The organism is Kitasatospora sp. NPDC056273 (assembly GCF_042268845.1).
Lineage (GTDB): Bacteria > Actinomycetota > Actinomycetes > Streptomycetales > Streptomycetaceae > Kitasatospora.
The window spans coordinates 33,046-45,193 of sequence record NZ_JBHJSJ010000024.1; the positions used below are offsets into that span (position 1 = coordinate 33,046).

10 protein-coding genes are annotated in these 12,148 nt (G+C 76.3%); 6 read left to right on the plus strand and 4 right to left on the minus strand.

Annotation, left to right across the window (positions count from 1 at the left end; translation table 11 throughout):
• Positions 1-191: 191 nt before the first annotated feature.
• Positions 192-539 (plus strand): GntR family transcriptional regulator, encoded by a 348-nt coding sequence (locus ACFCY1_RS22130; protein WP_074005740.1) that lies wholly within the window; start codon positions 192-194, stop codon positions 537-539.
• Positions 536-1,561 (plus strand): DUF1648 domain-containing protein, encoded by a 1,026-nt coding sequence (locus ACFCY1_RS22135; RefSeq protein WP_375875707.1) that lies wholly within the window; start codon positions 536-538, stop codon positions 1,559-1,561. Before ACFCY1_RS22130 ends, ACFCY1_RS22135 begins: the two co-directional genes overlap by 4 nt.
• A 94-nt stretch (positions 1,562-1,655) precedes the next feature.
• Here the strand turns inward: ACFCY1_RS22135 and ACFCY1_RS22140 are convergent, their stop codons facing one another.
• The gene (locus ACFCY1_RS22140; RefSeq protein WP_375875708.1) at positions 1,656-4,454 is read right to left on the minus strand and encodes a hypothetical protein; all 2,799 of its coding nucleotides are present in this window, start codon (positions 4,452-4,454) and stop codon (positions 1,656-1,658) included.
• A 445-nt stretch (positions 4,455-4,899) separates the two neighbouring features.
• On the opposite strand from ACFCY1_RS22140, the gene ACFCY1_RS22145 reads away from it, so the two are divergent.
• Both ACFCY1_RS22145 and ACFCY1_RS22150 read left to right on the plus strand, forming a co-directional pair.
• Positions 4,900-5,649 carry a hypothetical protein gene (locus tag ACFCY1_RS22145; protein ID WP_375875709.1) on the plus strand — a complete coding sequence of 250 codons (750 nt, stop codon included), beginning with the start codon at positions 4,900-4,902 and terminating at the stop codon, positions 5,647-5,649.
• 99 nt (positions 5,650-5,748) lie between these two features.
• On the plus strand, positions 5,749-6,588 hold the full coding sequence (locus ACFCY1_RS22150) for an SAM-dependent methyltransferase (protein ID WP_074005743.1): 840 nt from the start codon (positions 5,749-5,751) through the stop codon (positions 6,586-6,588).
• 22 nt (positions 6,589-6,610) lie between these two features.
• On the opposite strand, the gene ACFCY1_RS22155 is transcribed toward ACFCY1_RS22150, so the two are convergent.
• Both ACFCY1_RS22155 and ACFCY1_RS22160 read right to left on the minus strand, forming a co-directional pair.
• On the minus strand, positions 6,611-7,270 hold the full coding sequence (locus tag ACFCY1_RS22155; RefSeq protein ID WP_375875766.1) for a response regulator: 660 nt from the start codon (positions 7,268-7,270) through the stop codon (positions 6,611-6,613).
• Between the two features lie 50 nt (positions 7,271-7,320).
• Positions 7,321-8,562, minus strand: a complete 1,242-nt coding sequence (locus tag ACFCY1_RS22160) for a sensor histidine kinase (RefSeq protein WP_375875710.1) — start codon at positions 8,560-8,562, stop codon at positions 7,321-7,323.
• 126 nt (positions 8,563-8,688) lie between these two features.
• Here ACFCY1_RS22160 and ACFCY1_RS22165 point away from each other — a divergent pair, with 126 nt between their 5' ends.
• Both ACFCY1_RS22165 and ACFCY1_RS22170 read left to right on the plus strand, forming a co-directional pair.
• Positions 8,689-9,612 (plus strand): ATP-binding cassette domain-containing protein, encoded by a 924-nt coding sequence (locus tag ACFCY1_RS22165; protein ID WP_375875711.1) that lies wholly within the window; start codon positions 8,689-8,691, stop codon positions 9,610-9,612.
• Positions 9,609-10,505: an ABC transporter permease subunit gene (locus tag ACFCY1_RS22170; RefSeq protein WP_375875712.1), complete on the plus strand. Its 897-nt coding sequence runs from the start codon at positions 9,609-9,611 to the stop codon at positions 10,503-10,505. The genes ACFCY1_RS22165 and ACFCY1_RS22170 overlap by 4 nt, the downstream gene beginning before the upstream one ends.
• A gap of 105 nt (positions 10,506-10,610) precedes the next feature.
• Here ACFCY1_RS22170 and ACFCY1_RS22175 read toward each other — a convergent pair whose 3' ends face one another.
• Entirely contained in the window at positions 10,611-12,086 is a 1,476-nt protein-coding gene (locus ACFCY1_RS22175; RefSeq protein WP_053112161.1) for an MFS transporter, read from the minus strand.
• Between the last annotated feature and the right edge of the window lie 62 nt (positions 12,087-12,148).

Here is a 12,148-nt window from a genome sequence, read left to right on the forward strand (position 1 = left end):
GTGGGCCCCCCTGGCCTGGGGCCTCTTTTGGTTGTTTGGGGGCTTCTCGTGGCCGCGGCTGGGGTCGGGGCGCCGGCCGGCGGGGGCGGGGGGGGGGGGGGGGGGCCGGGCCCCCCCCCCCCCACCGCTGCCCGTTCCGCCGTCCCGGGGCCGTGGCACCAGACGTGAATGGTGCTATCGTCACTAGCACCATGTTGCTGAAGCTGGACATCGGGGACACCCGACCACTGCACGAACAGGTCGCCGGCGCGATCAGACGAGCCGTCGCCGAGGGCGAGTGCGCCCCCGGGGACAAGCTGCCCCCGGCCCGGGAGCTCTCCCGGGCCCTGGGGGTGAACACCAACACCGTCCTGCGCGGGCTGCGCACGCTGCGCGACGAGGGGGTGCTGGAGTTCCGCCGGGGCCGCGGCATCACGATCGCGACCGGCGCCGACACCCGCTCCGAACTTGTGGACCGGGTACGGCAGTTGGTCGAGGACGCGGCCCGGGCCGGCTACAGCAGGAACGATCTCGTGGACATGATCAGGGGGATGTCGTGACGGACTCGGGAAACACCACGGAACCGACCACGGAGCCGGCCGCCGCGCGGCCACCGGCACCCGGTGGCGCCGTCTGGGCCGCGGCGGCCTGGTCGGTCGGGGTGCTGGCGCTGCTGGTCGCCCTGCCGCTGGTGGCGCGCCACCGGCTGCCGGACCCACTGGCCACCCACTGGGGCGGGCGGGAACCCGACGGCTCGATGTCGCTGACGGCGGCCACGGTCTTCCCGGCCGCGTTCTGGGCGGTCCTGGTGCTGATCTCGGTGGTCCTGCGGCGGTACTGGGCCGGCCGGACGCCCGGGGCCGCGTCGGCGATGCTGGCGGCCGGCGGGGTGCTGCTGACGGGGGCGCAGGCCTCCATCGTGCACGCCAACCTGGACCGCGCCCGCTGGCAGGACGCCGCCCCGATGGGCATCGAGGTGGTCCTGATCCTGCTGGCCACCGGCCTCGCCGGGGTGCTGGCGGTGCTGGCCGGCCGGCGCTACGGCGGCCGTCCGGAGCGGCACCCGGCGGCCGGGGCACCGGCGCTGGAGGTGCCGCCAGGCGAGCAGGTCGTCTGGCTCTCCCAGGCCGCCAACCCGTGGCTGCAGCTGTCCGCCGCGGTGCTCGGGCTGCTCTCGGTGGCGGGGGTGCTGCTCACCGCGAGCGGGGTCGTCGACCTGGACTGGGTGCTGGTGCTGCCGCTCGCCGTCGGCGCCCTCGCGCTCCTCGGCTGCTCCTCGGTACGGACCCGGGTGACCGCCCGCGGCCTGACCGTCGGCTTCGGCCCGTTCGGGTGGCCCGCCCGCCGCTGGTCCCCCGCCGAGCTCGACTCCGCCCGTGCCGAGCGGCGCACCGCCGCGCAGTCGGGCGGCTGGGGCTACCGGATCAACGGGCTCGGCACCACCGTGATGGTGCGCCCGGGCGTCTGCCTGGTGGTCCGCACCCGTCGGGGCACGGACTTCGCGGTCAGCGTCGACGACGCCGAGCGCGGGGCCGCACTGCTCAACGCGCTGATCGCCCGCACCCGGCAGCCCACCGGCTGAATCGTTTCGGCGGCGGGATACCCGGCGGTCCGGTCACCACGACCGGGCCGCCTCGCCGTTCCGACTCCCCTCGCCGCACTCACCCCCGCTCCCCTCAGGACTCCCCCGCGCGCAGTTCGGTGGCGATCTGCCGCCGTCCGGCGACCAGCGTCTCCAGCACCACCCCGAGGCAGGCCACCAGCGTCAGGCCCGCGGTGGGCAGCAGCACCGGCAGCGGCGCGGGATCGAGGGAGCCGCCCGTCCCGGCCCCGACCAGGGTCGAGAGGTCGAAGGCCGGCCCCAGCAGGACGGCCGCCAGCACCGCGACCCCGGCGCCGCCGGCGGAGGCCGCCAGGGTCCGCGGCAGCGCCTCGGCGATGATCAGCGCCAGCCCCTGCCGGGGCCGCAGGCCCATGGTGCGCAGCCGGGCGAGCACCGCCGTACGGTCGGGCGCGGCCCGCAGCAGCGTCAACAGGACAGCGAGGACGGCGAATCCGGCGCTGGCCGGGGCCGCGTACCAGAACAGCCGTCCGGCGGCCTGCTGCAACGGGTCGTCGGCGAGCTGTGCGGCGTACTCGCGGCTGCTGCCGACCCGGTAGGCGGGCGGCAGTCCGTGGCTGCCCCGGCCGGCCGCCGCGGCCTCGTCCGCGATCAGCTTGTCGAGGCCGGTCGGCTCGACCAGGCCCCGCTCCAGGAGGAGCGACCTGATCCGTCCGGGGTCGAGGCCGTCGCCGACGGCCAGCCACCCGGTCCACCGGCCGAGTTCCGGCAGGCGCTCCACGGCGGGGCCGCTGGGCACCACGACGAACGGCTGCTCCGGCTCCGGCAGCGCCGGGGTCGCGGTGACGATCCCGGCGACGGTGGTGCGCAGTTCGCTCGCGGTGGACAGGTGCAGCGTCGGCGCGCCGGCGGCCAGGCGCGCGGCCAGGTCGCGGCTGAACAGCGCGGGTACCGGGGTGTCCGGGCCGCCGGGGGTGCCGGCGAGCTTCGCCGGGTCGAACGCGCCCGCCCCGAGGGTGCGGGCGATCGCGGCGTACGCGGTCGGCTCGGCGACCACCAGGGTCACCTTGGTGTAGTCGTTGGGGCCGGCGCCGACGAACCGCGCGCGCTGGTCCACCCGGACCGCGGTCGCGCTCCTGGCCTCCGGGAGTCCGCCCACGGCCTTGAGGAACGGGTCCGGCAGGGTCGCGTAGTCCGGGACGGAGACGGCGATGTCGCCGCCGGTCGCGACCCGTCCGGCGTGCAGCCTGCCGTGGTCCACGGAGGCGAGCAGGGTGGCGCCGAAGCCGGTCGCGGTGACGGCGATCAGCAGGGCGAGCAGCGGCAGCGCGGAGGGCCGGCGGCGCCCGGAGCCGTCCCGGGCGGCCCGGGCGAGGCCGAGGAAGCCGATCAGGCCCCGGCCGCGGCCGACGAGCCCGGCCAGCCGGCCGGTCGCGACCGGCTCGATCCGCGCCAGCAGCAGCCCGCCGGCGACGGCGAGCAGCAGCGGGGCGGCCACCAGCAGCGGGTCCACGCCCCGGCCGGAGTGGCCGACGCCGCGCCGGCGGACCTCGGCCACCGCCACGGCGGTGACGGCCAGCAGCGCGAGTTCGCCGACCACCCGGCGCCCGCGGCCGGTCGGCCGGGGGCGGTCCCACAGCAGGGCGGCGCGGGCCGGGAGGGCGAGCAGCGCGAGCAGGGTCGTGCCGAGGCCGGCCGCCACCGCGAGGCCCCAGCGCGGGGTGGGCAGCAGCACCAGGGCGAGCACCGCCCCGAGCGCGGCGGCGGGCAGCACGGTCACCGCGCCCTCGCCGAGCAGCCGCAGCAGCACCCCGCCGCGCGAGCCGCCGCGGGCCCGGAGCAGCCCGAGTTCGGCGGCGCGGCGGTCGGTGCCGAGCGCGGCGGCCAGGCAGAGCACCACCACGGCGACGCCCGCGACGCCGGCCGGCCCGATCGCGCTCAGCGCCATCGCGGCCCGGTAGCGCTCGGCCGCCCGGTCGAGGATGACGGGCAGCGTCGAGACGGACCGCAGGTCGGCGCGCCCGGTCGCGTCGGCCAGGGCCGCGACGCCCGGCCCGGACACGAGGGGCAGGACGTCGGCGCGGGTCCGCTCCAGCCGGTCGGCGCGCAGCGGGGCGGGGTCCACGGCCACCCGCCAGAAGTTCTGGACGGACGTGCCCCAGCCGGTCAGCCCGGCCAGGCTGTCGCCGTCGACGAAGCCGGTGGCCCCCAGCCAGTTGCCGTGCTCCAGGTCGATGTTCAGGCAGGGGCGGTCCGGGCAGCCGAGGCCGGTCCAGAACGGGTCCAGCGGGTCGTTGACCCGGAACAGGCCGGTCACCACGGCGGTCCGCCGGCTGTCGGGGCCGGTGCTGCCGCTGTCGACGACGTCACCGACCTTGATGCCGACCAGTTCGGCGGCCGTCCGGCTGACCATCACCGGCAGCGGGGCTCCGGCGGTGGCGGGGCCCGGGCGGCTGCCCTCGGTCAGGGTGACCCGGTCGGCGAGGCCGGCCAGGTGGGCCAGGGAGAGCCTGGGCGGGGCGCTGTCGCTCACCCGGCGGTAGCCCGGGTTGAACATCGGGACGGAATCGGTCACGGAGCCGTGCGCCAGGCCCGCCGGGGACAGCGCGAGCTTCCCGCCGACCCGTTCGACGAGCTGCCGGTCGACGGCGTCGAGGTCGGCGGCGGTGTCGCTCGGCCGGGCCTTGGAGGAGAAGTGCAGGCTGGTCGCGTGGATGCCCTGCCGGTGCACGTAGTCCCGCAGCGCCGCGTCCGCGCCCCGGTCGGTGACGCGGGGGACGGCCACGGACAGCAGGACGGTGACGAACGCGAGGGCCGCCGTCAGCAGGGCGGTGCCCGGGTCGGCGCGCAGCCGGGTGCGGACCCAGTGCGCCGGGCGGTGGGCGGCCCCGGGGGTGCCGGCCTTGGCGGTCACGTCTCCTCCACGAGGCGCAGCAGGACGGCGGCCGCCGGAGGGGCCGCGGGTGGACACGTCGTGCGCGCACCGCGCACGGATCACCGGCGACCGGTCGCCGGACGATGCTGTCAGATCCGATCACCGATCGGAAGGGAATGGTACAGATCGATCCCGGCTCGTCCAGGCACGGTTGGGGCTGGTGGGAGCCGCTGTCCCGCTCTCCGCGCGGGAGTTGAACCGTCGGGCCCTCCGGGTCCGTAGTGGATGGTCGTCCGGGGCGCTCCGGACGGTCATCGGGGGTCTAAACCGCTCAAATCGGTGGTGCTTCGAACGCCAATGCGGGTACACCAGTTGACGGTCGCTCAGGTGTGTGGCGGCGCCCGTCCGACGCCGCCCCACCCCGTCCCGCGCGGCCGGAGGACGAGCGGGCCCACGCGCCCGTGCGAAAGGCAAGGAGGCGTCCGTGACTCACGACGTGCGCACGCAGAACTCCCCCGCTGTCCGGCGGAGCACCCAGGACGATCGGACCATCGCGATCCTGCGCCTCGGCGTCGGCCTGATCGGCATCCTGCTGCCGGTGGCCCTGCCGTTCGGCAACTGGCTGGCCGCCGAGCTGACGGGGCGCAGCACCGACGGCTTCTGGCCGAACTCGATGAGCGGCGCGTACTACACCGACACCCGGAACGTCTTCGTCGGCGCGCTGTGCGCCCTCGGGGTGTTCCTGATCTGCTACCGCTTCGACCGCCGGGACGACCGCTGGAGCACGGCGGCCGGGTTCTTCGCGCTCGGGGTCGCGCTCTGCCCGACGTACACCGGGGGCGGGTCCGGCCTCGACCGCACCGTCGGGGTGTTCCACCTGGTCTTCGCCGGCCTGCTGTTCGTCATGCTGGCGGTCTTCTGCCTCTACTCCTTCCGCAACCCCCGCTCCGCCCAGCCGGCCCGGGTGGGCACGGCGTACCTGGTGGCCGGGGTGGTGATCCTGGCCGCCCTGGCGCTCTCGCTGCTGGCCGGGGTGACAGGCGTCGGCTCCGACTGGCCGGTGCGGCCGCTGTACCTGGGCGAGTGGCTGGCCACCTGGGCCTTCGGCCTCGCCTGGACGGGCGCCGCCCTCGAACTCGCGGCGCACGGGCGGCGCGACGCCGACAGCGCCGTGGTCCCCCGTCAGCCGGGCGCCGACGCGCTCGACCCGAAGCACCCGGAGGCGCACGCCTGAGACCCTGTCATTCCCGTGCGGCGGGCGACCGTTACCATGCGCACCATGAACCGCCACCAGGGCGGTTGGTGACGGATGCCCAGCGGCGGGAGAACGAACATGGCGAACGAGGTCCGGGCAGAGCACGGTCCGCGCGAGGACTACCCGTCGGTGGACCTGCGGATGGACGTTCCGCACTCCGCCCGGGTCTACGACTACCTCATCGGCGGAAAGACCAACTTCGAGGCGGACCGGGTCGCGGCGCACGCCTCGGTGCGGGCCTGGCCGGCGCTGCCGACCTCGATGCGCACCACCCGCGAGTTCATGCAGCGCTCGGTGCGCAGACTCGCCGAGCAGTACGGCGTACGGCAGTTCCTCGACATCGGCACCGGCATCCCGACCTCGCCGAACGTGCACGAGGTCGCCCAGGCGGTCGACCCCGAGGCCCGGGTCGCCTACGTGGACAACGACCCGATCGTGCTGACCCACGCGCGGGCCCTGATGGACAGCACGCCCGAGGGCCGCACCTGTTACGTGGAGGCCGACTTCCGCGACCCGGAGTCGATCATCGGCAACCCCCGGCTGCGCGAGGTGCTCGACTTCTCGCAGCCGGTGGCGCTGTCGCTGATCGCGATCGTCCACTTCGTGCTGGACGAGGACGACCCGCAGGGCATCGTGCGCCGCTTCATGGACGCCCTGGCCCCCGGCAGCTTCCTCGCCCTGACGGTCTTCACCGGGGACACCGACCCAGTGGGCGTGGGCGGCGTCGGCCGCGAGTACAACGCGCGCGGCATCCCGCTCCAGATCCGCGACAAGGCCGAGACGGAGGCCTTCTTCGACGGCTACGAGCTGCTCGACCCGGGCGTCACGCTGGTGCACCACTGGCGGCCGGACGCCGGTGCCGCGCCCGTCCGCGACCAGGACATCGCGATGTACGCGGGCGTGGCGATCAAGCGCTGAATCGTTTCTGCGGCGGGCCCGGTCAGCCGGACACCGAGACCAGGCCCGCCTCGTAGGCCAGGATGACCAGCTGCACCCGGTCCCGGGCGTCGAGCTTGGCCAGCAGCCGGGTCATGTAGGTCTTGACGGTCGCGATGCTGAGCACCAGTTCGGCGGCGATCTCGGTGTTGGACAGGCCCCGGCCGACCAGGGTCAGGATCTCGCGCTCGCGCCCGGTGATCGCCGCCAGCCGCCGCTCGGCTGCGACGGCGGCGGCCGCAGCGGTGACACCCCGGGCACCCGGCCCGGGCCCGCCGGTCCCCGACCGCGACGGGCAGCCCCCGACGAACGCCCCGATCAGCCGCCGGGTGACGCTCGGCGCGATCAGCGCGTCCCCGGCGGCGACCACCCGCACCGCGCCGAGGATGTCGTCCAGCGCCATGTCCTTGACCAGGAAGCCGGACGCCCCGGCGTGCAGCGCCGCGTACACGTGCTCGTCCTCGTCGAAGGTGGTGAGCACCACCACCCTGGTCGGCCCGCCGTCGGCGGTCACCAACCTGGTCGCCTCGATGCCGTCCATGCCGGGCATCCGGATGTCCATCACCACGACGTCCGGCCGCAGTTCGGCGGCCAGCCGGACGGCCTCCGCCCCGGTGCCCGCCTCGCCGACCACCTCGACGTCCGCCGTCTCCGCGATCACCATCTCCAGCGCGGCGCGCACCAGCGGCTGATCGTCGACCAGCAGGACCCGGATCACGCGCCCGCCTCCCCGGCCGACGAGCCCGACGAGCCCGGTACCGACACCGCCACCGCCACCGGCACCGACAGCCGGGCGGCCACCCGGAAGCCGCCCCCGGGCAGCGGCCCGGCCTCGAACTCCCCGCGCAGCAGGGCGACCCGCTCCCGCAGCCCGGCCAGCCCGAACCCGCCGCCGGCCCCCCGGACCGGACCCAGGCCCCGGCCCCGGTCGGTGACCTCGACGGACAGCTCCCCCGCCGTCCGGTGGTCCACCGCCACCACACAGGCGTCGGTGTCCGCGTGCCGCACCACATTGGTGACCGACTCCTGGACGATCCGGAAGGCCGCGAGGTCCACCTCCGGCGGCAGCGGCCCCGGTTCACCGCGCCGCCGCAGCTCCACCCGCACCCCCGCCGCGGTGGTCGCCCCGGCCAGCCGGTCGAGGTCGGCCAGGCCCTGCGGCACCGGGGCCGAGGCCTCGCCGTCGGCCTCCCGCAGCGCGACCAGCATCCGGCGCAGCGCCGCCAGGGTGTCCCGCCCGGCCGCCTCGATCTCGCCCAGCGCCTGCTTGGCCCGCTCCGGCCGACGGTCGATCACCCGGCGGGCGGCGCCCGCCTGGAGGGCGACGATGCCGAGGCTGTGCGCGACGGTGTCGTGCATCTCGCGGGCGATCCGCAGCCGTTCGGCGGTGACCGCCTCCTCGGCCGCCCGGGCGCCGAGCGCCGCCGCGTGCTCCCGGTTCTGCCGTCCCGAGCGGCCGACCAGCCAGGCGACCAGCGCGAGCAGCGCGGCGCCGTCGGCCGAGCCGATGTGGGTGCCGGTGAAGATGCCCACCGTGTTGCCGTGCACCATGCCGATGTGCGCCACCAGGAGGGCCATCACCAGCGTGAAGGCGGCCCGCGAGGTGCGGCGCGGCCGGGTCGCGGTGATCAGGCAGAGCGCGACGTCCACGGCGAGCAGCGCGCCGGGCGGCACCTGGGCGCCGCCGGCCCACCCGTCGGTCTCGGTGAACGCGGCGATCAGCAGCAGGGCGACGGAGAGCACCGGCAGCCGTCGCACCAGCGCCGCGCCCGCGAAGGCCACCACCGTGTCGGCCAGGGTGAACGCCCAGCCGCCGTGCGCGGCGGCGCCGGGGTGCTGCGAGGCGTCGCCGCCGAGCCGGACGGCGGGGTAGCCGGCGGCCACGCACCAGGCGAGGCCGACCCAGACCTCGGGCGGGACGCGCCGGAGCAGCGGCGGGGAGGGCGTCGGTGACATGGTCCAAGATCGTAACGACGGTCCGGCGAGGCCGTCATCCAGCCGTGGTTGTACGGCCGGGGGTGACGGGCACTGTCGACGCCGGTCCGATGCTGCCGTACGGGCCGGACGGGCACCGTGGAGCCCATGATCGAAGTCACCGAGCTGACGAAGCGCTACGGCCGCGGCCACCGCGTCCGCACCGCCGTCGACCGTCTCTCCTTCACCGTCCGGCCCGGCCGGGTCACCGGCTTCCTCGGCCCCAACGGCGCCGGCAAGTCCACCACCCTGCGGCTGGTCCTCGGCCTGAGCGCCCCCACCTCCGGCGCCGTCACCGTCGACGGCCGCCCCTTCCGCGGCAGGCCGCGCGGCCTGCGGCACGCCGGCGCGCTGCTCGACGCGGGCGACGCCCACGGCGGGCGGACCGGCCGGGCCCACCTGCGGGCGCTCGCCCGCACCAACGCGATCCCGGCCGCCCGGGTCGAGCAGGTGCTGCACGAGGTCGGGCTCGCCGAGGCGGGCGGGCGCCGGATCGGCGGCTACTCGCTGGGCATGAAGCAGCGGCTCGGCATCGCGGGCGCGCTGCTCGGCGACCCGCCGGTGCTGCTCTTCGACGAGCCGCTCAACGGGCTGGACCCGGAGGGCGTGCTCTGGGTGCGCGGGCTGTTCCGCCGGCTCGCCGCCGAGGGGCGCACCGTCTTCGTCTCCAGCCACATGATGGCCGAGATGGAGCACACCGCCGACCACCTGGTGGTGGTCGGACGCGGCCGACTGATCGCGGACGAGAGCCTGTCCGCGTTCGCCGCCCGGGCCGGCCGGGGCACCGTCACCGTCCGGGCCGCCGAACCCGACCGGCTGGCGGCCGTGTTGACGGCGGCCGGCGCCACCGTGCGGCCCGGCCCGGACGGCGCCCTCGCGGTGACCGGCGTGGGCGCCACCCGGATCGGCGAACTCGCCCTGGAGCACCGCCTGTTGCTGCACGCCCTGACCCCCAGGGGCGCCTCCCTGGAGGAGGCGTTCATGGACCTGACCGCCGACAGCGTCGAGTACCCCGCCGGAGAGCCCCGTTGAACACCTCCTCGAACACCCCGCTGGGCACCGTTCCCGCCGACCCCCGCACCGGCACCCGCACCGACCCCCGCACTGGCACCCGCGCCGCCGAGCCGCGCGCCCGGTTCGGCGACCTGCTGGCCGCCGAGTGGATCAAGTTCTGGTCGCTGCGCTCCGTCCCCTGGGTGCTCGGCCTCAGCGCCCTGGCGATCGTCGCCGCCGGCCTCAAGTCCGCGCTGTACACCCGCGACCACTACACGCCGGGCGAGGACGACCCGGTGATGATGGCGCAGGTGGCGCTGAACAACGCCTTCGGCGCCGCCTCCGCCGACATCCTGATGCTGGTCGCGGGCGGCCTCGGCGCGCTCGTCATCACGGGCGAGTACGCGACCGGGCTGATCCGCACCACCCTGGCCGCCGTGCCCGACCGCCGGGCGGTGCTCGCCGCAAAGGCCTGCGTGCTGGCCGCCGTGCTGTCCGGCTACGGCGTGCTCGCCGTCGGCGCCTCCTTCGGCATCAGCCAGGCGGTCCTGTCCGGGACCGGCATCGGGCAGTCCGTCACGGACCCGGCCGCGCTGCGGTACGTCGCGGCGGCGGTGCTGTTCGGCCCGGTCTGCGCCCTGGTCGGACTCGGCCTCGGCGCGCTGATCCGGCACAGCGCGGGGGCCGTGGTGGGCACCGTCGTGGTGCTGTTCTTCATCCCCTCGCTGGTCACCGAGCGCTACCGGTGGAGCGCCGACCTGCTGCACGCCCTGCCGCTGTCCGCCTGGCAGCGCCTGGCCCGGACCACCCTGACGGGCCTGCGGCCGTCCGAGTACCCGGCCACCGTCACGGGGGCCTGGACCACCTACGCGGTGTGGGCGCTGGCCTCGGTCACCGTCGCGGCGGCCGCCGTCCACCGCCGGGACCACTGACGGAAGCACTGACGGAAGCACTGACGGGACCACCGCCGGGACCGCTGACGGCCGATCCGCGCGCCGGGCCGCCCGGCCGGCGCGCCACGGCCCGCCGGTGCGCTCCTACGGCCGGCCGCCCCGGCCCGAGGCCAGGTCGGCGACCGCCACCAGCAGCGCCGCCAGCACCAGCCCGGCCGCGACCGTCACACCCAGCTGGAAGGCCAGCGACCAGTCCGGGCGGGGCCCCGCGGCATGGGCGAAGAACACCGAGCCGACGACGGCGATGCCCACCGCCGAGCCGACCCGCTGCGCGGTCTGCAGCACCCCGCCCGCGCTGCCCGCCCGGGCCACCGGCACCTGCTGGAGGGTCAGCGTCTGGTTCGGGGCGATCACCAGTCCGCTGCCCACCCCGGCGACCAGCAGCGGCAGCGCCGTCGTCCAGCCCACCCGGGGCCCCGACCACAGCTGCACCGCGAGCGCCGAGGCCAGCAGCCCGGCCAGCACCAGCACCAGTCCGGCCACCACCAGCCGCCGCCCCAGCCGGCTCACCAGGCGCCCGCCCACCGCCGCGGACACCCCCGAGCCGACCGCGAACGGCGTGATCGCCAGGCCCGCCGTCAGCGCCGAGTAGTGCAGGCCCGCCTGGAGGTAGAGCGTGAAGATGAAGAAGATCGCGGTGAACCCGGCGAAGTACACCAGCGACAGCAGCACCCCCGCCGCGTACGGCCGCACCGCGAACAGCGCCATGCTCACCAGCGGTTCGCGCCGCCGCCCGTAGTGCAGCTCCCAGCCGACGAAGGCGGCGAGCAGCACCGCCGCCAGCGGCAGCAGCAGCCAGCGGGTCGGGCCGTGCCACTGCTGCGCCTGGACGAACGGCAGCAGCAGCGAGACCGTCCCGGCGCCGAGCAGCAGCACGCCGACCGGGTCGAAGTCCCGGTGCCCGGCCCGGTCGCCGGCGGGCGGGGGCGCGGGGAGCAGCCGGTAGGCGACGGGCAGCGCGGCGACGCCGATCGGCAGGTTGACCAGGAACACCCAGCGCCAGCCGTCCTGCGGGCCGACCACGTGGATCAGCAGCCCGCCGAGCAGCGGCCCGACGGCGGTGGACAGCCCGATCGTCGCGCCCAGCGCGCCGAAGGCCCGGCCGCGCTCGGGGCCCTGGAACAGCACCTGGATGAAGCCGGACACCTGCGGCACCAGCACCCCGCCGGCCGCGCCCTGGAACAGCCGGGCCAGCACCAGCCACTCCTGGCTCTGCGCCGCCCCGGCGAGCGCGCTGGCCACGGTGAACAGGGCGAGCCCGGCGAGGAAGACGGCCCGCCGGCTGCGCGCGTCGCCGAGCCGCCCGGAGGGCACCAGCACCAGGCCGAAGGCCAGCGCGTAGCCGCTGAGCACCCACTGCAGGCCGCTGTCGGACATGTGCAGCCCGGCCCGTACGGTCGGCAGCGCGACGTTGACGATGCTGACGTCCAGCAGGGTCATGAAGCCGGCGACCAGGCAGACCGCGAGCGCCCGCCAGCGACGGGCTGCGGCCCGGCCGCCCACGGCGGTGGCGCCGGGCTGCGCCGGGTGCGCGGTGCTGCGCGGGGGGTCGGCGTTCATGGGAGCCCCTTCCCGGGGGCCGGGGCGTCGTGGCACCCGGACGAACGTCGGTCGGCTTCGAC

Coding starts and splice junctions, on each gene's coding strand:
- ACFCY1_RS22130 (WP_074005740.1), top strand. CDS start 192: ATGTTGCTGAAGCTGGACATCGGGGACACCCGACCACTGCACGAACAG.
- ACFCY1_RS22150 (WP_074005743.1), top strand. CDS start 5,749: ATGGCGAACGAGGTCCGGGCAGAGCACGGTCCGCGCGAGGACTACCCG.
- ACFCY1_RS22155 (WP_375875766.1), bottom strand. CDS start 7,270: ATGGTGATCGCGGAGACGGCGGACGTCGAGGTGGTCGGCGAGGCGGGC.
- ACFCY1_RS22160 (WP_375875710.1), bottom strand. CDS start 8,562: ATGTCACCGACGCCCTCCCCGCCGCTGCTCCGGCGCGTCCCGCCCGAG.
- ACFCY1_RS22165 (WP_375875711.1), top strand. CDS start 8,689: ATGATCGAAGTCACCGAGCTGACGAAGCGCTACGGCCGCGGCCACCGC.
- ACFCY1_RS22175 (WP_053112161.1), bottom strand. CDS start 12,086: ATGAACGCCGACCCCCCGCGCAGCACCGCGCACCCGGCGCAGCCCGGC.